The sequence below is a fragment of the Thiorhodovibrio litoralis genome (genome assembly GCF_033954455.1).
In the GTDB taxonomy this organism is placed as follows: domain Bacteria; phylum Pseudomonadota; class Gammaproteobacteria; order Chromatiales; family Chromatiaceae; genus Thiorhodovibrio; species Thiorhodovibrio litoralis.
Genome location: NZ_CP121473.1, coordinates 2,154,205 through 2,175,918 on the forward strand (window position 1 = coordinate 2,154,205; position 21,714 = coordinate 2,175,918).

At 57.6% G+C, this 21,714-nt stretch carries 22 protein-coding genes and 1 pseudogene; 15 read left to right on the forward strand and 8 right to left on the reverse strand.

Features of this window, described 5'->3' with window-relative positions; translation table 11 throughout:
* The first annotated feature begins 77 nt into the window (after nucleotides 1-77).
* Together Thiosp_RS09500 and Thiosp_RS09505 are read left to right on the forward strand one after the other, a co-directional pair.
* Nucleotides 78-3,710: a pilus assembly protein gene (locus tag Thiosp_RS09500; protein WP_201067806.1), complete on the forward strand. Its 3,633-nt coding sequence runs from the start codon at nucleotides 78-80 to the stop codon at nucleotides 3,708-3,710.
* Nucleotides 3,711-3,884: 174 nt separating this feature from the next.
* Nucleotides 3,885-4,343 carry a type IV pilin protein gene (locus Thiosp_RS09505; RefSeq protein WP_201067805.1) on the forward strand — a complete coding sequence of 153 codons (459 nt, stop codon included), beginning with the start codon at nucleotides 3,885-3,887 and terminating at the stop codon, nucleotides 4,341-4,343.
* Nucleotides 4,344-4,386: 43 nt separating this feature from the next.
* Here the strand turns inward: Thiosp_RS09505 and Thiosp_RS09510 are convergent, their stop codons facing one another.
* Complete coding sequence (locus Thiosp_RS09510) at nucleotides 4,387-4,554, reverse strand: hypothetical protein (RefSeq protein ID WP_323697008.1); 168 nt, start codon at nucleotides 4,552-4,554, stop codon at nucleotides 4,387-4,389.
* A 175-nt stretch (nucleotides 4,555-4,729) separates the two neighbouring features.
* Here Thiosp_RS09510 and Thiosp_RS09515 point away from each other — a divergent pair.
* Both Thiosp_RS09515 and Thiosp_RS09520 read left to right on the forward strand, forming a co-directional pair.
* Nucleotides 4,730-4,810: pseudogene (locus tag Thiosp_RS09515) on the forward strand (hypothetical protein); the annotation flags it as partial.
* 86 nt (nucleotides 4,811-4,896) lie between these two features.
* Nucleotides 4,897-5,043 (forward strand): hypothetical protein, encoded by a 147-nt coding sequence (locus Thiosp_RS09520; protein WP_323697147.1) that lies wholly within the window; start codon nucleotides 4,897-4,899, stop codon nucleotides 5,041-5,043.
* Here Thiosp_RS09520 and Thiosp_RS09525 read toward each other — a convergent pair.
* The gene (locus Thiosp_RS09525) at nucleotides 4,997-5,218 is read right to left on the reverse strand and encodes a hypothetical protein (RefSeq protein ID WP_323697009.1); all 222 of its coding nucleotides are present in this window, start codon (nucleotides 5,216-5,218) and stop codon (nucleotides 4,997-4,999) included. The genes Thiosp_RS09520 and Thiosp_RS09525 overlap by 47 nt on opposite strands.
* A 72-nt stretch (nucleotides 5,219-5,290) precedes the next feature.
* Between Thiosp_RS09525 and Thiosp_RS09530 the strand changes: the two genes are divergently transcribed.
* Nucleotides 5,291-5,896 (forward strand): hypothetical protein, encoded by a 606-nt coding sequence (locus Thiosp_RS09530; protein ID WP_201067804.1) that lies wholly within the window; start codon nucleotides 5,291-5,293, stop codon nucleotides 5,894-5,896.
* 505 nt (nucleotides 5,897-6,401) lie between these two features.
* On the opposite strand, the gene Thiosp_RS09535 is transcribed toward Thiosp_RS09530, so the two are convergent.
* Complete coding sequence (locus Thiosp_RS09535) at nucleotides 6,402-7,280, reverse strand: IS110 family transposase (protein WP_430738953.1); 879 nt, start codon at nucleotides 7,278-7,280, stop codon at nucleotides 6,402-6,404.
* Nucleotides 7,281-7,405: 125 nt separating this feature from the next.
* Here Thiosp_RS09535 and Thiosp_RS09540 point away from each other — a divergent pair, with 125 nt between their 5' ends.
* The 6 genes from Thiosp_RS09540 to Thiosp_RS09565 all read left to right on the forward strand — a co-directional run bounded on the left by Thiosp_RS09540 (nucleotide 7,406) and on the right by Thiosp_RS09565 (nucleotide 13,169).
* Nucleotides 7,406-8,326, forward strand: a complete 921-nt coding sequence (locus Thiosp_RS09540) for a hypothetical protein (RefSeq protein WP_201067803.1) — start codon at nucleotides 7,406-7,408, stop codon at nucleotides 8,324-8,326.
* Nucleotides 8,327-8,494: 168 nt separating this feature from the next.
* Complete coding sequence (locus Thiosp_RS09545) at nucleotides 8,495-8,710, forward strand: hypothetical protein (protein ID WP_323697010.1); 216 nt, start codon at nucleotides 8,495-8,497, stop codon at nucleotides 8,708-8,710.
* A gap of 275 nt (nucleotides 8,711-8,985) precedes the next feature.
* Nucleotides 8,986-9,426 (forward strand): type II toxin-antitoxin system VapC family toxin, encoded by a 441-nt coding sequence (locus Thiosp_RS09550; RefSeq protein ID WP_201067802.1) that lies wholly within the window; start codon nucleotides 8,986-8,988, stop codon nucleotides 9,424-9,426.
* A gap of 425 nt (nucleotides 9,427-9,851) precedes the next feature.
* On the forward strand, nucleotides 9,852-10,721 hold the full coding sequence (locus tag Thiosp_RS09555; RefSeq protein WP_323697011.1) for an RpnC/YadD family protein: 870 nt from the start codon (nucleotides 9,852-9,854) through the stop codon (nucleotides 10,719-10,721).
* 373 nt (nucleotides 10,722-11,094) lie between these two features.
* Complete coding sequence (locus tag Thiosp_RS09560; RefSeq protein ID WP_242518701.1) at nucleotides 11,095-11,349, forward strand: type II toxin-antitoxin system RelE/ParE family toxin; 255 nt, start codon at nucleotides 11,095-11,097, stop codon at nucleotides 11,347-11,349.
* A gap of 449 nt (nucleotides 11,350-11,798) precedes the next feature.
* Nucleotides 11,799-13,169: a site-specific integrase gene (locus Thiosp_RS09565; RefSeq protein WP_201067800.1), complete on the forward strand. Its 1,371-nt coding sequence runs from the start codon at nucleotides 11,799-11,801 to the stop codon at nucleotides 13,167-13,169.
* A 459-nt stretch (nucleotides 13,170-13,628) separates the two neighbouring features.
* On the opposite strand, the gene Thiosp_RS09570 is transcribed toward Thiosp_RS09565, so the two are convergent.
* Both Thiosp_RS09570 and Thiosp_RS09575 read right to left on the reverse strand, forming a co-directional pair.
* Nucleotides 13,629-14,999 (reverse strand): IS4 family transposase, encoded by a 1,371-nt coding sequence (locus Thiosp_RS09570; RefSeq protein WP_323696488.1) that lies wholly within the window; start codon nucleotides 14,997-14,999, stop codon nucleotides 13,629-13,631.
* Nucleotides 14,996-15,877, reverse strand: a complete 882-nt coding sequence (locus Thiosp_RS09575) for a DUF4338 domain-containing protein (RefSeq protein WP_323696489.1) — start codon at nucleotides 15,875-15,877, stop codon at nucleotides 14,996-14,998. Before Thiosp_RS09575 ends, Thiosp_RS09570 begins: the two co-directional genes overlap by 4 nt.
* 97 nt (nucleotides 15,878-15,974) lie before the next feature.
* Here Thiosp_RS09575 and Thiosp_RS09580 point away from each other — a divergent pair, with 97 nt between their 5' ends.
* From Thiosp_RS09580 to Thiosp_RS09595, 4 genes are all read left to right on the forward strand, one after another.
* Entirely contained in the window at nucleotides 15,975-16,316 is a 342-nt protein-coding gene (locus tag Thiosp_RS09580) for a hypothetical protein (protein WP_323697012.1), read from the forward strand.
* Nucleotides 16,317-16,431: 115 nt separating this feature from the next.
* Nucleotides 16,432-17,166 (forward strand): hypothetical protein, encoded by a 735-nt coding sequence (locus Thiosp_RS09585; protein ID WP_323697013.1) that lies wholly within the window; start codon nucleotides 16,432-16,434, stop codon nucleotides 17,164-17,166.
* A 241-nt stretch (nucleotides 17,167-17,407) separates the two neighbouring features.
* The gene (locus Thiosp_RS09590; protein WP_323697014.1) at nucleotides 17,408-17,560 is read left to right on the forward strand and encodes a hypothetical protein; all 153 of its coding nucleotides are present in this window, start codon (nucleotides 17,408-17,410) and stop codon (nucleotides 17,558-17,560) included.
* 106 nt (nucleotides 17,561-17,666) lie between these two features.
* Nucleotides 17,667-18,365, forward strand: a complete 699-nt coding sequence (locus Thiosp_RS09595) for a CHC2 zinc finger domain-containing protein (RefSeq protein ID WP_323697015.1) — start codon at nucleotides 17,667-17,669, stop codon at nucleotides 18,363-18,365.
* Nucleotides 18,366-18,514: 149 nt separating this feature from the next.
* Here Thiosp_RS09595 and Thiosp_RS09600 read toward each other — a convergent pair whose 3' ends face one another.
* The 3 genes from Thiosp_RS09600 to Thiosp_RS09610 are packed head-to-tail and all read right to left on the reverse strand — an operon-like array spanning nucleotide 18,515 to nucleotide 21,629.
* Entirely contained in the window at nucleotides 18,515-19,324 is an 810-nt protein-coding gene (locus Thiosp_RS09600; protein WP_323696455.1) for a DNA-primase RepB domain-containing protein, read from the reverse strand.
* The gene (locus tag Thiosp_RS09605) at nucleotides 19,324-20,175 is read right to left on the reverse strand and encodes an ExeA family protein (protein WP_323696456.1); all 852 of its coding nucleotides are present in this window, start codon (nucleotides 20,173-20,175) and stop codon (nucleotides 19,324-19,326) included. Before Thiosp_RS09605 ends, Thiosp_RS09600 begins: the two co-directional genes overlap by 1 nt.
* Entirely contained in the window at nucleotides 20,172-21,629 is a 1,458-nt protein-coding gene (locus tag Thiosp_RS09610; RefSeq protein WP_323697016.1) for a DDE-type integrase/transposase/recombinase, read from the reverse strand. Before Thiosp_RS09610 ends, Thiosp_RS09605 begins: the two co-directional genes overlap by 4 nt.
* Nucleotides 21,630-21,714: the final 85 nt, after the last annotated feature.

The following is a 21,714-nucleotide window of genomic DNA, read 5'->3' on the forward strand; positions in this document are numbered from 1 at the left end:
CTTAACAAAAGAAAAATACTAAACCGAAAAAATCTCACTACAGATCAAATGCTTTTAACACAATGCGAGTGTTCAACATGAAAAAGAATTCTTTTTCGATCCTTCAGCGTAAAGCTAAAATTTCTCATTTTTGGGTTGCTGCCGGCATCACGATCTCAACCGGCGCAATGAGCAACGAGCCAACCCAAATTCCTCTGTTTCTGAGTGGCATGGCACCAGTTAAACCCAATATCGTGCTGTCAATTGACGACTCCGGTAGCATGGATTCTGAACTGCTTGTGCCGACTAATGATGGAGCGCTTTGGTGGCGTACTGACGACTTCGACAGTTTTGTGGGGCTGGATGCGAACGACGACGCCGAGTCAGGCATTCTGAACTTCAACAAGGTTGGCGGGGCAAATGGTGATTGGAAAAAATATATTTATCTTTTCCCTAACGGTACAGGGGATGGGAAGCGTGTATATGGCGACAGTAGTAATGATCACTATGCCATACCACCTATCGGACCGTTAGCCTTTGCTCGAAGTCCGGATTACAACGGCATGTATTATGACCCGGCCATAAACTACGAGCCTTGGCCTTCAGAAGGTGGGCATACCTTTAGCGATGCGCCAGCCGCTTCTGCGCCTTCTGATCCGGTAAAAGGGTCATCGACCTTTAATTTAACTGTCGTGCATCGGGATACAGATGGTAACGCAAAATTTCGCATACAAGAAGATCAAGTGATTCCCGCTGGTACTGTTCTGAATGATGATGGTGCTTGGCGGGAGCTGTCCACGGACGAAAAATGGGGTGAAGATAACGAAGAAGGAACCGACAGTTTTGGAATTGAATATTATCCTGCAACATATTATTTGAAAGAACCCACCTTAGCAGGTGGGGAATACCAAATTGAAAATAAAAGCGGTGTGGTGGTTACGAATACTTGTGACAACCCCCAAGCAGAACATTACACTTGGTATGAAAATCGGCCCAGCTCACTTGTCTCGATTGGAACTGACGCAGCGCGCGTTGATTCTCTCGCGTATGATGGTGGGTGTTTACAGCGGATTGAAATCCAATCAGCTGACGATGAGCCTTTTCCATCTGGGCGCAGCTATGACGATGAAATTCAAAATTTCGCGAATTGGTTCACTTACTATCGGAAACGCCATATCGCGACTCGCGCAGGTATTGGACTCGCTTTTGAGGAGCTAGAAGGTCTCCGTATCGGTGCTTTTACCATCAATAGCCGCTCCCTGCGAGGAGTTTGGGACTATGATACCTCGGCTGATCGGGAAGACTTTTTTGACTACATCTACGGTCGCGGAGGCAATAGTGGCGGCACACCAAACCGCTACGCGTTAAAATATGCGGGGGATCAATTTAACAGCAACAGCAACCTAATCACCCATGAGTGTCAACAAAACTTCACTCTTCTATTTACAGATGGTTTCTCGAATCCTGATAATACCAGTGTCGGAAACCAGGACGAAAATATGGGTGAACCCTATGAGGACAGCTACAGTAATACCATTGCCGATGTCGCAATGAAATACTATAAGAATCGTTTGCGCACAGGTCTTACTGCTGGACTCTCGCCAGTGGCCCCTGGCTGTCCGACCAATACCACCGACTACATCGGCCCGCTCGATTGCAACAAAAATCTCCACATGGTGACCTTTGGAATAACCCTTGGCGCGCAGGGCCATCTATTCGGAGTCACCCATGAGAGCGTTGAAGACGCTTACGATGATCCGCCTGTGTGGCAAAACCCGACGGAAATGCGTAACCCGGTACAAGTCGATGATCTCTACCACGCAGCGGTTAATTCCAAGGGGCAGATGTTAAATGCCCGCAATGCCCAAGAACTGGTCACCAAACTGGGCGAAGCGTTGCAGCTTATTGTCAAACGAACCGAAGGCACCGCATCGGCAGTCGCCGTTAGTACCGCGCGGCTTGATGCAGGCACACTTGCGTTCGCGGCTAGTTTTAGCAGCTCAAGCTGGGCCGGTAAGCTGGAAGCGCTGTCTGTAAGTCAAGACGGCCTATCGGAAACAGCTGTCTGGTCAACCGAGGACGAAGGAAAAATTCCATACGCGGACTCTCGGGTTATCTACACGACAGTTGATGGCACCGTGGAGGAGTTCGACTGGGATGAATTGAACAGCAGTCAAATTAGCACCTTGGAATCTTACGGCTATAACGAGAATATCGTCGATTGGCTTCGTGGTGATCAAACGAATGAAGAGGCGCAAGGCGGAACTCTGCGCGATCGCCCCCATCCGCTCGGAGATATCGTTAATTCCAACCCCTTTTATGATGAGAGCACTTCCACTCTTTATGTTGGAGCGAACGACGGCATGCTCCATGCGTTTGATGCCACAAAAGAAAATGGAGGCACGGAAAAATTCGCTTATATTCCAGAGGCAGTGCTTGAGAATCTTAGCGGAATTAGCAGTACAAACTACAGCCACCAATACTCAGTCGATGGTTCTGCAACAGTCACGACTGTTGATGGTCGTCGCATTTTGATAGGCACGCTTGGTGCGGGTGGTCGCGGAATTTTTGCCCTGGATGTTACTGATCCTGACAATTTCGATGCCAGCGATGTGCTTTGGGACCATACCGCGTCGGACACAGGTTTTAGCGAACTCGGCTACATGGTGGGGCAGATGAGTGCTGGCAGCATTATTGGGCAGTGGAATGGATCAACTGTGGTCGTCTTTGGCAATGGTGTCGCAAGCGGTCAAGGGGCTTGGCTATTCGCCGTAAACGCCAAAACAGGCGCCTTGGAAGCGAAATTGAATCTTGGAAGTGGCAGTGATAATGGGCTTGGCGGAGCGGCGCTGCTGCTTGATTCTGATCGCAATATCTATGCGGCCTATGCTGGAGACCAAAAAGGAAATCTTTGGAAAGTTGATTTCACCGGTTCAACCTTGCAAACAACCGCAAATGGAGATCCGTTGTTTTCCGCGGAAGATAGCGATGGAGATGCGCAACCAATTACTGCGGCACCGAATGTGGGTCGCCATCCAGAGTCGGGGTACATTGTTGCTTTTGGTACCGGGCAATATATCTACTCAAGTGATATCGGGGATGAATCGGTGCAAACGATATATGGAATTTGGGATTCAGCCACTCTCACTACAAGCGAGGATAGCATGGTATGGACGGGCGGGGAGGCTGATCCTGCGGATCGTGAAGATCTACTGGCTCAGTCGCTTCGCAATGAGGATGTCATTCATGGCGTAACATGGAGGACAGTTACTGAAAACGAGATGGACTGGTCTAGCAAGCGAGGATGGTATGTTGACCTCATCTCCCCTGAATACGGAGAGATTGGTGAGCGGGTTGTTTATCGCCCTGCGGTCAACTCTAGCACTGGTGTCGTTCGCTTTACCAGTGTAGTACCCGAAGTTTCGGTTGACGCTTGCAAACCTGGCGGTGCGGATCGCTGGTTCACAGATGTCGATATTGCTTCCGGGGGAATCTCAAGCTGGACTCGCTTCGATGTGACCGGAGCTGATGGGGAAGGCCCTGATGGAGTTTTTGATAACTCTGATATGAAAGATGGTGTGAGATATACCAGCCAGAAGATGGAAATGGGTGGTGCAACCGCGAGCGTGGGCGATGGAAACGACGAACTTGTGATCACGGGCGGCGCCGGTCAGCCAATTACCACTGGAATCGGAGGCCCACCTCGGCAAAGTTGGCGGCAACTTCGTTAAGCGAGACGTCAGTAGTATTGACTACTGAGGAAAAGGAGGAAAAGGGAGGAAAAGGGGCCTGGGTCGAATTGTTGTTCGCACTAATTCTAAACGAAACGCATCCTTCAATTTAACCCAGGCCTACTCAATTCTTGCAGGGCAACCAATAAACTGATACTCAAACAGGGTTTGTTCATGGTTAAGATTTCCATTCATCGCGGCTTCACGCTGATTGAACTCATGATCACGGTCGCAATCGTCGGCATACTCGCCGCCATCGCTTATCCTTCTTACCAGGAGCATGTGTTGAAATCTTGGCGTGCCAATGCGGCAAGTTGTCTACTTGAAATGGCGAATCGCATGGAGCGGCGGTATACCGGGAGTTCCAGCTATGCTGCTCCGACGGATGACGCCCTGACCACATCCGGCTGCGCCACTGAGGGCGATATGCCAGGTCGCTACGGTTTCGCTTATAACGGCACGCCGAACGCCACCACCTTTCAAATCGATGCTACTCCTGAAAGTGATGGGCCTCAAGTCAGCGACGACTGCGGAACTTTGACCATCAACCAATGGGGGCAAAAAGGAGCAGCGGGAGCCGATCCTAGTACAGATGAAGGAAAAGCCAAGATCGCGGAATGCTGGCGCCGCTAAATAATTGCGCAGTTTCGGGGAGTTTACGTAATGGCCTCTAGGTTCACTGGTCCCGATAAATCTCCACTGCGGCGATGGGTGAAACCAGCCAGGCAAGAAGCCATGTCCGCGCATCCCAAAAGATCTCGATCAAACCGCCGATTCGCCAGACGATGAGCCGGCGGTAGGTGCTCCTCTGGGCGAACCCAATCCGCATGGTCGCTTGTTTCACGAGACTTCTACCCGGCGGGAGTTCTCGCTGGGGACTTTTTGCATCATTACTGGTCGGTTCGGAGTGCCAGCGATAAGAATGACCAAGCCACCTGTGTCACATGACCGAACCGCAACCAAACCGCTGCGACCGGAGCCATGACGGCAGCGACAAGTTGCTATACTCCCATCCGGCTATGGTGCGCGATCTGCTCCGTGGATTCATTCCTGGCGACTGGCTCGCGCAGTTGGATCTGGGCACCCTGGAGCAGCAAAGCAGCAGCGATGTCAGCGACCATCTGCGCGATCGGGCCGATGACATCATCTGGCGCGTGCGCGGGGCCGTGAGTGGCTGCACATCGACGTGCTGCTCGAGTTCCAGTCGAGCATCGATCACTGGATGGCGGTGCGCATTCCGACCTACATCGGTCTGCTGTATCAGGATCTGATTCGCGCCGAGACGGTCAAAGTCGGTGATCAGCTGCCACCGGTCTTGCCGGTGGTGCTCTAAACGGCGCCTCACCCCACAAACCATCCTCAAGCTCTGGCGCATCGAAGAAGTCATTGCCACCACCCGGAAACAGTCCACCCGGAGCTTGGTGCTGCCCCCCGAGTTCATCGAGCAACACCGTCGCGCCGATGAACCCCATGACGCCGCCGAGGCGCGAATCCGCTTTGACGTTCAAACCGGACGCTTGCCGCAGCCATCGCTATCGCCAGATTTAAACCACCAGAGCCCACGACATGAGGATCAATAGATGACCCAAGCCAACCCGACGCTAGATGATGTCTGGCGGTTATTCCAGGAAACCACCGAAAAATTTCAGGAAACCGACCGACAGTTTAAGGAAACCGACCGACAGTTTAAGGAGACCGACCGACAGTTTAAGGAAACCGACCGCAAGTTTCAGGAAACGGATCGCCGCATGAAGGAACTGCAAAACCTGTTCGAAAGCCAATGGGGAAAACTGATGGAATCCCTGGTCGATGGCGATCTGGTCAATCTGCTGCAAGCTCTTGGCATCGCCATTACCGACACCACAACCCGCCTGAAAGGACGTCTGCCCGACGGGCGCAACTACGAATTCGACATCTTGGCTCATAATGGTAACGAGGTGGTGGTGGTAGAGGTCAAAACCACTCTTAAACCCCATCATGTGCGCAAATTCATTGAGCGCATGAATGCCTTCAAAACCTGGCTGCCGCGCTACGCCAACAATCTCCTCTATGGTGCCATGGCCTGGTTAACGGCGGATGCCGGTGCCGAAAACATGCTGCTTAACCAGGGTCTGTTCAGCATTCGGGCTACCGGAGATTCGGCACAAATCGTCAATTCGACTGATTTTACACCGCGTGCTTGGTAACATGAACCAGACGTTATGATTCCGTTAGCCGCAATTCATCAGGAGCTTGCCCATGTCAGCACTCGCCGAACAATTGTCCTTCGATGCCGAAGCCTACCTTGCTTGGGAACAAGACCAAGCCGACAAGCATGAATAATGTCGCGGCGAGACCTTTGCCATGGTTGGCGCGGGGAGTTTCAGGGACATATATGGTCCGCCCCGCGATGCAAGAGGAAAATCGCTGATTTGGTAGAAGGAAACGTTGCGGCCATATATCCGGCATCGTTGAGAGGGATCATCATCGAAGTCGATCCCCGTGCCCTAATGGAATGCGCGTACCTCGCCGTCCTCAATCAGTATATCAGTCTCAGCTTACGCTGGCTGCTGTCCCCGTCAGGTTTTCGGCGAGGCGGTCGTACCTTTCATGCCATTACAGTGAATTTCAGTCTTCGCAACTCGTGGTGTGGAACTCTGTTAATGCCCAATCAGGGCGGGTTAATCGGAGTGGTTCATGGCCAATCGGGCGTTACGCAGGAACGGCCGCAGGCTTCGCTAAGGCACCGCGCTCGGCATCGAAGGCCGTGCCGGTGGTCATCACCGCCCAAGCGATGCGCACGAGTTTGTTGGCCATCGCAACCACGGCGACATTGGCATGACGGCGCTGCTTGAGATCCCGCGCCCAATGACCGAGGGCGTCGTCCTTCTTCTCAACCCAGCGCCCATTGTTCAGATCAGGGGCACGCGCCCCGTTGATGATAAGTTTTCGCATATACACATCACCTCGCCTACTGATCCCGAGCAAGCGCGGTTTCCCGCCAGTGGAGTGCTGTCGCGGCACCAGCCCCAGCCAGGCGGCCAGCGCGCGGCCATTGTTGAACAGCCCCCAATTGTCGCCTAACGTGGCGATTAAGGCGGTGGCCACCAGCGGGCCGATGCCAGGGCGGCGGGCGGCTTCGCAGATCGCCTCGGCATCGACGGCATCGTTCTTGTTGGTTTTCACAAAGGGCTTCACATGCTGCGGTGCGATCAGCACCACCTCATGGCCGAACCCTTGGAAGGTGCGCGCCCAATGGTGGGCACCACTAAAGGCTTCCATCGCAATGCGACAGGTCGGCTGTTGGGCGATGAACGGACTCAAGGCCTTGCGGGCGAGCTTGCGGCTAAATACCACCTCGCCTTGGGCATCGACACCAAACACATGCACGCTATTCTTGGCCAGATCAATGCCAATAGTGGCGACCGGTTCTTTGCTAAACGTCTCTACGGATTTTTTCTTCGCTTTTTTCAAGGCTCTTCTCTGAAGTTTTCGGTTGACAATTAGATGGTTGTCGATAGCCCATTTTGCTCGATTCAGAGGGTTTTTAGGAGCGGGGCGGACCATCCCATTAGTATACGCAATTTCCAACACTGATCCCCCCTGAGTGCTGGCCCCGCCAACCAGCGCTGAGGTTCGCGCCTCGGGGGGGAGGGCAGCCAACCAGATCGCGCCATTGCCTCCCCAAGCCCTGGCAGATCGACTAAACTCCTGCCATGCATCGCGACCAACGCATCCCCTGGCACAAACTTTTAGGACAAGCCCTGGCGGACGCCCTGAGCGGGTTACCCTACCAGGTCAGCACCGAGGAAGAACTCGCGCTGCGCAGTCAGCGCCTGGATGTGCTCATCATTGAGCAGGGGCAATCCTCGCAGGCAACCAGCAGACCTGCTGAAGACTGCCCGGATGGACTGGAAGACCTGACCAAGCACAACCTGCTGAGCTTCAAAGCCGCCGACGAGCCCTTCAGCGCCTGGTCTGCCGAAGAATTGCTCAGTCATTCCGTTACCTACCGCAAAGTCGCCTCCCTGCGCGCCCTGCGCGAGCGTCAGTCAGACCCTGACCAACCGCTCGAAGAGCCCAAGGAGCACTACCGGCTGTTACCGGTCAAAGACTTCCGCTGCTACGCCATTGCCACGCGCTTTCCGCGCCAATTGGTCAAACAACTGCGACCTGGCAGTTGTCAAAAGACCGAGAAAGCGGGAATCTATCGCTTGCGCTTTGGCACCCGCGACATGCGCCTAGTCGTCATCAACCAGCTCGAGCCCCATCCGCGCAATGCGCCCTGGGGCCTGTTCGCCACCGATGAAGCCCACTGGCGCGCGGCCTATGCCAGCTATCGCTCGCATAGCGACATCGGCATTCACCTGCACAGTCTCATTGGTTATTTTCGCCTGGGAGAAGGACACATGGCCTACACGCAAGACGACATGCACCGCGATGCCCGCGAATGGCTCAAGAGCGCGCTGAGCGAGCTTGACCCTGAAGAAGTCCTGCAATGTTACGCCCCCGAGGATCGGCTTAAGGGGCTTGATGCGGAGGAGGTGCTCAATCGCTACGATCCGGAGGATCGGCTCAAGGGACTTGATTCCGCCACCATCGAAGCCTGGTTGGCCAAGCAGCGCCGAGATCACTAAGCGAATCTACATGCACTATGCGCCCGAGGAGAAGGTCGAGGTCTGCGCACGCTGGAACCCGACCGCGAACGTCAGATCAAATATCTGGACTTTGTCGACATCTATGCCAACCTTGACGAGAATGAACGCCAGCGCTACCAGCAAGACTATGCCGAGGAGATCGAGACCATGAGCGCGTTTGCCGATCGGTTTATTGAGCAGGGCATGCAGCAGGGCATGCAGCAGGGCGAAGCCAAGATTTTGATGATGCAGCTGGAAGAAAAATTCGGCTCGGAATACATCGCCGCCCACCGTGAGCGGATCGAGACCGCCGACCCTGAAAAACTGTTGCAGTGGTCAAGGCGGATCCTCACCGCCGAGACGCCCGAGACCATCTTCCACTGAGGGAATTCCGAGGGGGAAGTTTGGCGCCCGGCTCGAATTCATTTCGCACGTCAACCCCCTCAAGCCACGGCAGGCGCCGATGCCGGTCAAACCCTATTGGATGCCCCCTGTCGAGGTGAATCGGTTAGACTCGCCTCATGAGCGGCAAGCCCCAGATGGCCAACACCGGCACGCGGATAGGTGTTTTTTAGGCCGGTTTGTTTCGTGGCATTCCATCATGAACGAGACAAATCGCTGCGTTACATTTCCATCAGGATTGGATTTATTATTGCCGGATGAGAATTTATCTGGATAGCTGTTCTCTCCAACGCCCATTAGATGACCAGACACAACCAAGGATTCGGATAGAAACCGAAGCAGTGCTGGCGATATTTGCCGCTGTTCAATCCGGTGACTTGGTGTTGGTGAGCTCCGAGGCGCTTGAATATGAGCTAGCTCGCATTCCGGACGATCAACGGCGCAGCGAGGTTGCAGCAGTTTTGACTCTCGCAAAGGAACAGATCGAAGTCGACGCAGAGGGAGAGAGCCTCGCCGAATCTTTCGAAGCGATTGGAATCCGGCCCATGGATGCCGTCCATCTTGCGCTTGCATCAAACGCCGGCGTGGATTTTTTCGCAACCTGCGATGATCACTTGTTGCGCAAGGCGAAGGCGGTGAAAAAGTTCGGCTGCAAGCCTGTTTCGGTGCTTGCTTTGGTATTGGAGGTTTTCTCTTGACAACACAGTTTCAACCCATCGCTGAAGTGACCCAACGCGGAACGCGAATATTGATTCAGGAAATTGGTGTTGTTGACACCCTAAGGTTTCTCAATCAGTTTCGGGCAGGTTCTGGAAACTATACAGCGGATAGGCATGAGTTGTTTGAAGGTCTCACTGTGAAGGACATTGTCCGTGAGATCAAGGCTCAAAGAGAGCTCCGAGAGCTCCGGGGACAGTGTACTTAATTGCTTCCGGTCTGGAATTTAGACATTTGGTGCCAAGCTCGAATTTATTTCGCAAGTCAACCCACTCAAGCCACGGCACACGCCGATGCCGGTCAAACCCTATCGGGAGCCTCCCGCTGTCGAGGTGAATCGGTTAGACTCGCCTCATGAGCGGCAAGGCCCGGATGGCCAATAGCGGCACGCGGATAGGGAACCCCGATGAGCCACGACCAGAACTTCAAGAACCTCATCCTCGATTATCCACGCCGGGCGATTGAGTTTGCCGCCGCGAGCGAAGCGGCACGCCTGGGCGATGACGTGCGCATCCTGCCGCTGCGCGAGGAACAGCTGAAGGAACGTCTTGGCGAGCGCTTTCGCGAACTCGACGTGCCGCTGCTGCTGGAATGGCCCGACGGGCTCCGCCAGGCGCTGTTATTTGTGTTCGAGGAAGAAACCGAGCCCGGGCGCTTCTCCATCCATCGTCTCGGCCACTACTGTCTGGACCTCGCCGAGCTCTACCACACCGAGCGCGTGGTGCCGGTGGTGATCTTCCTGCACCCCGGGCAGTTCCGCGAGACACTCAGCCTGGGCAGCGATACGCGGGTTTATCTGCACTTCAGCTATCTGGCCTGTCCGCTCTTTGGGCTCAATGCACGGGATTATTTCGACAGCCCCAACCTGGTCGCTCGGCTGAACCTGCCCAACATGCACTATGCGCCCGAGGAGAAGGTCGAGGTCTACGCCCAAGCGGTGCGCGGTCTGCGCACGCTGGAACCCGACCGCGAGCGCCAGATCAAATATCTGGACTTTGTCGACATCTATGCCAACCTTGACGAGAATGAACGCCAGCGCTACCAGCAAGACTATGCCGAGGAGATCGAGACCATGAGCGCGTTTGCCGATCGGTTTATTGAGCAGGGCATGCAGCAGGGTGAAGCCACGATCTTGATGATGCTGCTAGAAGAAAAATTCGGCTCGGAATCCATCGCCGTCCACCGTAAGCGCATCGAGTCCGCCGAACCTGAAAAACTGTTGCAGTGGTCGAGGCGGATCCTCACCGCCGAGACGCCGGAGACCATTTTCCACTGACGTTCTGACCTGCCTTTATCACTCACACCATCGCCGCTTAGCGGTGGGATGAGCTGTAGCTGCGGGTGCTAGAAAACTCATGGTTCGCCGGCAGGCAGGTAACCGGCGAAACTCCCATGGCCACAACCGTTCTCGCGCCCATGCTAATCCCGGGGACATTTACTCAATTCCCTCCGGCCTGCGCCCCTCTCCCAACCAAAGCCGCCAAATCGGCTAAACTTCCCCCAGACAGGCGACACCCGAGCCACCAACACCGGAGCGAACAGCCCGGAGCCTTGATCAACCACAATGGCATCAAAGGGCAGCACAGGGTCAGTTTAGATTGATTATCTCAGCAGAACCTTCCAATCGTGCTGTAGCCCTAAAAGACTAGATGATTGATGTATTTCGTTATCAAACTGAAGACGGAAAAGAACCATTTACAGAGTGGCTCAATAGCCTTCGCGATAAACGTGCGCAGGCAAAATTGAGAGTCCGCCTCAAGCGGTTGGAAGTTGGCTTGTTTGGTGATTGTAGTCCGGTCGGAGAGGGGGTACTCGAACTGCGTGAGCATTCAGGATCTGGTCATCGGGTCTATTTTGGGCGCCTGGGGGATAACGTGGTTCTTTTGTTGCTGGGGGGGCGATAAGGAATCACAAGCGCGCGGCATTGAGCGGTCTAAGAGGTAGGCCCATCGCTGGCAGGTAACAGGCCCGCCGCTTATCCCCCAGGAAACCAGCAACCGCGCGGCCCGGCGCCTTGATACCTAACGCACCTTGCCTTGACCTGTTCGATGTTACCTAGCGCGTTACCTAAACCGCCCGGAAAAGAAAAAAGCCTTGCGCCAAATGGCTGCAAGGCTCTGATTTTAATGGAGCCGATGAGCGGATTTGAACCGCTGACCTACTGATTACGAATCATATATTGCCGCTTTCTTGCTGCTCTGTCCTGTTCAAATTTGTTTTCAGCACAGAAAGAAACCCCTTGAAAAATAATGATAGAAGGCTATCATTAACTCGTACCTGTTCTGCTGTGCCTAAGTTTGTTCGGCGCCGAGTAGGTACAGAGTAGGTACAAAGACAGCCAGCAGGGGGCAGCATGGCGACCAATGACAGTCTCAAAGACCGCATCCGCACACTAACAGATGGGCGGAAGACATCAGAGCAGTTCGGACGCGGGTTCGGTTCTCTGGTGTTCTGGAAGCGCGGGGGCAAGGTGCGGGTTTACTTCAGGTACACCAGCAGCACCGGGAGTCAGGAAGATTACCCGCTTGGGCTCTATGACGAAAAAGGGCAGGGCGGGATGCAAATCAGCGAGGCTAAGGCCCGCGCTTGGGAGTTGTCCAAGCTATATCAATCAGGCGTCAAGGACATCAAGACACACTTTGCCGAGCAGGATGCAGCCAGGGAAGCCGAGAAGACAGCCGCCAAGGAAGCACTGGAAGCGGCCAGACGGGAGCGGGAAGCGCGAGGCAAGTTCACCCTGGGGGCATTGTGCGGCGCCTATGTCGCGCATCTGGAAGCCCTCGGCAAGCCCTCGGCAAAAGATGCGGCGAACGCCTTCAAGAACCACGTTTCAGGGGCAAGCCCTGAGCTGGCAGCAACGCCTGCAATGGAAGTGCAGCCAGAGCAAATCGCAAGCCTGATTCGCTCCATCAGGGACAAGGGCAAGGATCGCATGGCTGGCATCGTGCGCAGCTATCTGAACGCGGCTTATCAGATGGCCATCGGCGCCAAGTTCGATACCTCGGCACCTGCCAGTTTTAACGGGTTCGAGATCACGCAGAACCCTGTGGCGCCCATCAAGGCGATTGCCGTCAAGCGAGGCGAGCGCGTCTTGAGCCAAGCCGAGCTGCGCGAATATTTCGGACACATGGGGGAGGGCATTGTCGATCAGGCGTTGCTGTTGGCCCTGCTGGCTGGTGGCCAGCGGATTCGACAACTCTTGCGCGCCCGGGTGGCTGATTGGGACCCAGAGAATCGGGTTCTCAGGCTTTGGGACTCCAAGGGTAAGCGCACCGAAGCGCGCGAGCATCTGCTACCTCTTGGTGAGCAGGGGGCCAAGATTGTCGACGCGCTTGTCGAGCGTGCCATGGAGAAAGCCACCAAGGCGGCACAAGGGGGAGAACCCGAGCCGAATCCCTCACTGTGGCTGTCGACGGCTGGCGCTGTTGTCTTTCACGCCACCCCCGGCAAGCGAGTTGTCGAGATTGCCAAGAGGATGAAGGGCGAATCCTTCGACCTGCGGGACCTTCGTCGCACCTGTGAAACTCGCCTAGCGGGACTCGGAATCACCCGCGAAGTCCGGGCGCAACTCTTAAGCCATGGGCTGTCAGGCGTGCAGGTAGCCCATTACGACCGGCACTCCTACTCAGACGAAAAGCGCGCGGCGCTTGACGCATGGGAAGCCTATTTGTTCAGCAAGACGGCTGACAACGTTATCCCAATGAAGCGAGCGGCAGCAGCATGATTGAAAGGTGCGGCCCTCGGTTTCTCCAGTTTTCTCCAGTTTTCTCCACATTGTTTCTCCACTTCCCGTCTCGCTAATCTGAGCGCGCTAGGACATTTTTGAACGGAGAAACCGATGCAAGACAATCTCGAGACTCAGTCCATTGAAGCCGCGAAGCCAGGCAATCTAGGCAAGCAACGCATGCGCCGAATGCGTCGGATTCCATTGACTGAACAGCGGCTATTCACGGTCACTGATTATGCCGACTTCGCGGGAGTCGGACGGACAACCATATACGAAGCCTGGAAGGCCGGGCGCGGCCCTGAGTGCATCCTGGTCAATCAAAGCAGACGAATCCCGAGGGATGCCCAATGGTGTTCAGATGGTACACCGATAAATCACGCACCAGAGTTGCAGTAAGGCAAAGCCGGCTGACTCCTTTCCCGATCACACTCGGAGGGCACGGCCAAGGACATACCATTACCCATAACTATCCCTGACGCTGCGGTAAGCCTCCAGCGCCATGACAAAATCGGGGATGCGCTGCAACCCAATCCAGAGCGTCTTCGGTCCCGGGAACCCATCGGATTTGCGGTTGAGAAAGCCGCCCAGGGAGGCGACCATGCGCACCATGGTATCGAGCGAGGGCGGCTGCTCGGGTGGCGCTTGTTTCTGGGTGACCAGATAGACCGCCTTCCATTCCTCCTCGGCAAAGACCGCATCGCAAGGCAACTCCGGGCACTCGCGCCCGAGCATGGTCAGGTACAGCACCCGCCACGCGATGATCATGTACAAAGCGAGCGCCGGCTCCAGGCGCTCGCGCGTCTCGAGCTGCAGCTCCTCGATGCGGCAGCCACTTTTTAAGATCCGGAAAAAAATTTCCACTTGCCACCTGCAAAGATACCAGGAGAGCGTCTCGATGGCCTCTTGGGCGCTCTGCACCGCCAGATTGGTCAGCAACAGCCAGTTGAGTGGCTCCTCGCCGGCGGGCGGATTGACCTCGGTGGCCAGCAAAGCCGTGACCGTGACATCGGGCAAGGTGCGATCCGGGCGCCAGGGTGCCTTCAGGGTCACGCGCACCACCTTGATCTCCTGCGTGACCTGGCGTGCTTTGGCCCCCTTGGTGGCGGGACGCTCGAAGGTGATCTCGGTGAGCACCGGGGCGGCGTCCAGGGCCTCATTGAGCTTTCTGCCATCGGCCAAGCAGCGGTCGCGATGCTGCACCCGTACCAGCCAATCGGCGCTGTTCTCGGGGATGGGCGCTTCAACAAACAGGTCGTAGATGTCGCCCTCGCGATCGGCAACATAGGTCAAGCGCGTGTCGCTCAGTTCCTCGGCCAGCGCATTGACGCGCGCGTAGCCATCGACCCAGCGCACGCTTTCTTTCTCCTCCAGTGGGCGGCGCGAGTCTTTGTCCTGGCCCAGGCTACCGGGCTCGCGCACAAAAGTGTGCAAATCCAGCAGCCCCAGCGCGAGGCGCTCGGGCGTGACCGCCAAGGTGGGATGGATGTACATCCCATAGCGGCTCTCAAAGTTCAGTGGCCCAAGACCGACAATGCCTTTTTTGGTTGTATAGTCCAGCTCGCTGGTATCTTGGATACACAGCACCCGCGGATGCTCGCGCAGACGTTCTTCGGTACAAGCAAAATGGGGTGCGAGGATCTGCTCGGCGGTGACCGTGGGATGATCGAAAAAGCGATAGGCGGCCCGGGTCTCATACCAACCGTTGCAAGCCCCGGGAATACTTTGTGTCGGCTTGGCGCCGAGGGTTTCAAGCACCTGTTGGGCGCGATGATTCAGGCGCTTGTCGCCCAGAGAGATGTCCTGCAGTTCAGAGGCCAGCGCGATCATGCCACCACCCCCAGGGCGGCGCGGAAGTCCGCCGCCAGCGGGTAGACATAGATCGCCTTGCGCGGCAGCGCGGCCCGATGGGTGCGGTCGCACTTGCCGCGCCCGGTGGTTTCGCCCAAGTCGTGCCAGTTGGCGGCACGGTAACAGGTCCCGGCAAAGCGTGGGGTCTCGACAAAGGTCTCCAGCAGCACCAGACGCTCGCCATAGCGGGCGGGAAAGTCGACACTGACTTGCCGCGCGGCCAAGGACAGCACCTTGGAGGCGAGGTGTTTGACCTGCACCCAGGGCAGGATGAGGAAGCGGGCGTTGTTGAGCACCCGTCCCAGGTGTGCTTGGCGCTGCGCGGGCGTCCAGCCAATCCAGCGGTCGCGGGCAGCGACTTTCCAGGCCGCCGCGCCAAAGCCGATGGCGCCGAGCAGACCGCCATCCCACTGGATCAGGTAGCGCAGCTGCGCACCAGGCAGGGGACTGTAGCCGAGGTAGTGGTAGCGCTCGATCAGGCCGTTCCATAATTGCGAGGCCCTTCGATCATCAACGCGCGCCAGGCGCAAGCCGCTGAGCGCGCGCAGCGGGACGGACACTGGGATCGGTTCGGGCCGGGACTCGGGGCGCGGGACGAAGCGCCGCCCATTGCCATTGCCGCAGGTCGGTGGCGGCAGCACAATGAGCCCGGCACGATGCAACCGCAGCAGTCCCACCCGGGCACTCATGAGCTTGGGGCGGCCTTGGATATCGGTCCACTCCAGCGCGCGGCACACCCGCCGAGCGATCTCCGCGCGCAGCGGCGGCTGCGCCAGCGCGATCTCCTGGCGAATGCGCGCTAAGTCGGTCTCGTTGAAAGGGCGCCCACATAAACGGCTTGGAATCGCTTGGTCCATGGTCTCCCGTCCCCTTGCTGAAGATGAAAGGGCATCTCAGCAGAACTCGGGAGCTGTGTCCAGCCCCGGACGACGCTGGGGCGGGGAGATATGGGTAATGGTATGGGCCAAGGACGGTCACCAACCAACCAGAGGCGAAACCAACCAACCGGAGAAAGAGCCCTTGAACACTAACCTTCACTTTCACCTGAATGCAGCGCTGAAATCATCGCCAGCCCTCGACCAAACCAAGCTATCGGAGGGAGACATCGAAGCACTGAGAACCGACAACATCACCCTGACCCGAGGAATTGGTGTCATTGGGCGCCTATTGTCTGATGTCGAAGAACAACTCGGCACGCATGACATCCACGATATTGGCTCTTTACTGTCGATGCTGACAGAGTTGTCGGACGTGGTTTCTCAAGCGGCTGCCAGAGAACTCAAGACAGCGAGCTAATCAGCCCACTCCACTGTCCGCGCCAAGTCTAGGGTAGCTCCCGAAAAGGCGGCTACACCTTCACCGCCCTGGCTTGGCCCCTCCCTCGAAGGTGCCCGCGTGAAGGTGCGTGACAATGCTGAAATGGAACCCCAGGGGCTTAACGCCCTGTCATCCGCTCGAGCATCCGGCGCTTCGAGATTACTCCGACCCTTGCCCTATCCTGGTTTGCGCGGCTTTGTGGTGCGACCTTCCTGTTCACGAAGTCCGGCTGGTTGTCGATTCTGCGACCGAGGTTGAACCCGGTATCTACCAACACCCCGAGCACCCTAGCCTCGAGTCCAAGTGTCGCACGCTTCATGCGGCGATTGACGCTGATGAGCTGCCGGTCTATCGCCTATGGGGGATGGTGCATAACTGCTGGGCAGAGAGAAATGATCCCGAAAATATTTCCAGGCTCGGCCGGCACCTGATGCTTGCAGACCTGAAAGCCTGGATTGACAAGCATCATCCAAACGAACCTTTGCCTTCCTGGCTGTTTGATTCCGAGAGTGAGGCTAGATCACAAGAACCGTCATCAGAAGATGATGACTGGTTTGATAACCCGGAAGTCCCTATAGCAGAGCAACGAAAACGGGCGATTCTTACTGGCATTGAGGCACTTAGGTTCAACCGGCTAGCCATTCCCTACGCAGGAAAGAGTAAAGTTAAAGACTGGCTGAGGGAGACCGAGTACAAGAAACTGTTTGAAGGGAGAACTACATTCGATGAATCATCAATTTTTGAGGAAGCATGGAAAAAAGGGTTAAAAACCAAGCCTGCGCTATGGAAAACGGAAAACCATGAGAAGCACAGCAGACACAACAAGTAATAGGCCGATCTGTCTCGATTGACCTCGGCATTTCTCTAGTTTTCTTCACATTGTTTCTCTAGTTCCAGCCTCGTTAGTCTGAGTCCTAATTCGTTCGTATCTGAGGACTCAGACATTGCAAGCCAATCAATCACCCACCCGTTACCTTGATGCACGCAGCATCAGCGGCACTCTATCTCGATACCTCCCCTCGAATAATTCAAGAAGAACGCACCCGTGCAAACACGGCGGGGGGTTGAACATGGGAGCCACCCCCGAAGCCTGGCGCGATCCTGCGCCCGATCTGATTCGCCCCCTCATCAAGACCGCCATTGTGGAGCTTGCCGTCACCGGATTCATTCCTGCGGCATTCGCGACCTGGCTGATTCAGCGCGGAGGGTTGCTACATGCTTGAGGATAACGAGCGCACCCGTGAAACCGCGCAACCGGCAGTTGCAACGCCGACCGAGTTGAAGGCAGCGATTGACCCGCGCGACTTCTATGCCAGGGAATTCCCTGGCGTGCATCTCAAAGCCAGCAGAGACGGATGGACTCAGAATATTCGATGTCCGTTCCACGATGACAAGAACCCCAGTTTCGGCGTGAATCTCGATACTGGGGCTTATCATTGTTTCACTTGCAGAAAAAGCGGCGGCTCTGTCATTGATTACCGAATGGATGCCAACAGCATCGAAATGCAAGAAGCCTGTCGATTGTTGGCCAGTGAATTCGGCGTGCAACGGGGTTCGCCTTTGCTGACACAAAAGCCCCCCGTCAATGGCCACCAGAGGCCCGAGGCGGCGCCAGCGCCAGCAACCGAGCCGGTGCTCAAGGTGGAGCCGATCACGCTGGAAGCCCGGAAAACCCGCCCTGCAGCGCACCTGGAACTTGGCAAACCGAAAGCATCATGGGTTTATCACGACCAACAAGGCCGGCCGATCTGCATCATTCACCGATTCGACCCGCCTGGAAAGGGCAAGGAATTTCGCCCTCAGATTTGGGATGGCAAGGATTGGCACTGGAAAGCGCCACCCGAGCCGCGCCCCCTGTATCGACTGCATAAGCTGACAGCCCCACCCGAGGCGCCTGTCGTTGTCTGTGAAGGCGAGAAAGCCGCCGATGCAGCCGCCAAGCTGTTACCCCAGGCTGTCAGCACCACCCCGATGAACGGCGCCCAATCCCCCAGGAAAAGCGACTGGACACCAGTTCGCGGCCGGTGAGCGTAATCACGATAATTGCGGGACCCATTTCCAAGCCATTTGAAGGACATGGAATGCGTGTGGGATCACGGGGGCCGTTACTGGCCGACAGCGGGAAGCCGGAATCGTGAACCACGCTCCCCCCCTGAGGGGGGAGAGACGCAGCGGGTTCAGTTGCCTCTAGCGCTCTGGCGAATGGCGCGAGCGAGGGTGTAGCGGGCATAGCGCTCGGCATCGGCTCCGCGACGCGGGGACGCGCGCTCGAGCAAGCGCTGGTAGACCGTGGTCGGTGCAAGGCCCGCCTCAAGAGCGCCGCAGACCCAGCCCCATTCGCGGGCGGATTCGGACGGATCCCCGGTGGATAAGCGCGCCCGTGGAGCGCAGTTGACGACTGGCGGCGGAGCCGGAGCCATCGTTGGCAAGGCCGGAGTTGGATCCCAGACGCGCTCCTGCGGGCTTGGTCGCCGAAGGACATTGACCCACTCCCCGCCACGCTTGGCATTCTTCATCCCGGCGAGCCGACCGAGGTGCTCACCGGAGACCGAGCCCGGATCGGCGCCAACGCGCGGGATCAGCCAACGCTGCACATCACAGCGCTGCGCCTCATCGAGCGCGCGGGTCAGCCGTAGCCACAGGTGGCAGCCCCCGAGCGTCGAAGTCTGCACCACCAGGGCCGCATAGTGCCGAGCGATGCGCTGCGCCATCGGCCGTGCGACATCATCGAGAAACACCATTGGCCAGGGATAGCCGCGGGCTGGACGGATATAAATATCGGCCTGTTGGACATTGCGCGCTCTGGCCAGCCCCAACGGAAGCTGATCCAAAGAGCGATCATGGAACCACAGCATCGTCGCCTTGGCGGTGCGCACCGCCAAATCGGCACGCACGATGCCAGCGTCGTGCCATGCCTCAAGCATCACGGCGGTGTGTCTTGCCGCTGTCATGGCCTGGTGCGGGCGCTCAGCGCTCAAGCGGCTCATCAGGCGCCCGCCCTGGCACTCGGGCGTTGGCGGGCGTTGCCCGCCGCTGAACCAAACACCTCAAGGTAGAGTTGTTCATCGAGCTGCGCGCGTTCGAGCCGAGCAGCCTGCGCCAGCAATTCTGCCGCCATGGTCGTAAGCACGCGATAATTGCCCAACGCATGCTCAGCGAGCGTCTTCATCAGCCCTGCGCTCATCAGACTCGCATTGCCGGCACTGTGTTGTAAATGCTCCAGGCAGGCGACCAGCGCCTCGCGACTGGCATACTCCATACTCAGGCGCGTACGGATACGACTGCCCAGCGGCAGCAACTCCTCACGGCGCAGCTTGGTCGCCAGGCGGCCATCGCCGGCCAGGATCACGCTCAACAACGTGCGCGAATCGAACTGCATGGAGGTCAGCAGACGCAGCTCATTGAGCACCGTCGGATGCATCTCCTGCGCCTCGTCGATGAGCAACACCGGGCGCAACAGCGTCGTCTCCAGATGCGCCAGCCAGCGCTCGCGCAGGATCTTGAAGCCACCCCAGCGGTTATGGGGCTTGAGGTCAACGGCGAACAGATCGCCCATCTCGCGGTAGAAGTCCGCCACCTTCGAGCTGGGATGCGTGAGCGCCCCAACGCTGATATCGGGCAGCTGGCGCAGACGCTCATCGAGCAGGCGCAGTACCGCACTCTTGCCGGTACCCGGATCACCTTGAATGAGCGCAAAACCGCCTTCGCGGATCAGGCTCTGCTCGATGCGCCAGCAAAACTGCTCCACCGGCGCGCTGCGATGCAGTGCCGCCGTCGGCAGCTCCGGGGAGAACGGATTGAACTTCAGTCCATAGAGGGCCAGCAGGGTCTTGTTCATCGACTGGATTCCAGGTCATCGTGTTTTGGCAGATAGGCCGGCGGCAGACCGGTGGCGGCATACTCGGCGAGCAAGTCGCGCAGCAACGGTGGCAGCGTCGTGGCGCGTTGTGATGGCGGTGGCGGTGCGCCGGCGGGCTCAAGGCGCCGACGCTGCCCGGAGGCATTGGCGGCTTTATCGAGGGGATAGAGGCGGCAGAGGATGGCGCCCGAGTGGGGATCAACCACGTCCACAGCACTCAGATCCCAGCGGGCATAAGCGATATGCAGTTGCTCAAGGTGACGCAAGCGCGCCGGCACCTCGAAGCGCTTGCCCGCCAGGCTGAGCGTCCCATCGCTGCGGCGCTGACGGCGTTGGACGCGACAACGAAAAGCGGCGCGGACCTGCTCGCTGTCCGGACAGGGGCGCCCCACGTTGGGCGCATCGAGAAGACGCGCAAGCGGCGTGGCGGCGGTCTCACTGTGGACCTTGCGGTGGTACTCCTGCTCCACCCACGCCTGAGTGAGGGTGTTGAGCCGCTGCAGGCTCAGCTCCTCCAGCCCCTTAAGCATCGCCATCAGGCGGCCTTCCAGCGTGGCCCAGAAGCGCTCCTGCTTGGCGTTCTGATACGGGCTGTACGGCAGGGTCGGCTCATGGAGGATGCCCAGGGCGTGCAATCCGGCGGTGAACTCCTCGGCCTGCATTGCCGCGCCGTTATCGCTCATCAAGGCGCGCGGCAGCCCGCGCTTGTGCAACGCCTGCCCCAGGCCATGGACCAAGGTCTCGGTGGTCTCATCGAGGTACCACTGCAGATGGCAGATCAGGCGGGAGTGATCGTCAATGACCGCCAGCAGCAGGGGCTTGACCCAGACGCCACCCCGGGTGAGGACTTTGCGCGAGCCATGATGAAAGTCCAGATGCCACAAGGCATGGACATACTGGGCTTCATAGCTGCGCACCTCGCAGGCCTCCAGGCGCCGCGCGGCCTGTTCAGCGCCCGGCGTCTTGCGCGCCGGGACACGCCGGCGGTGCAAGCCCGCGCGCTTCATGAAGCGGCGCACGGTGGCATAGGAGGGCAGCGGCCCCAGGGTCTGATCGCCCGCGCACAAGGCGGCGAGGTTGTCGTAATGCAGCTGCACCGTCCAACCGGGGTAGTCGCGGTACTGGGCTTGCACCGCATCCATCAGGCGCGGACTCAGCGCGCGCTGCTCCCCGGCATCGCTGCGCCGGCGCGGGCGCAGTGCCGCCACCGGGTCTTGGGCATCGCGTGCGAGGTAATACCAACGCTCCAAGGTGCCAAAGCTAAAACTGACCGCCCGCCCAGTCACCGGATGGCGCCATGACTTGGCCGCTAGCGCCTTCAGCCGCGCGCCCAGCGCGTTCGCCGGCGCAGGATCAGCCAATAAAGGACCAATAATGGCAAAGCGCAACCGCGCCCAACCATCGGGATCACCGAGGCCGTTGTCATCGGACATTCGTCTTCACCTCCCAGTTGTTTCACACATCACCGGGAGTCTAGAAGGCGCCGCCCAGCGGCGCGATGAGGTCTTCTGCGGGTTG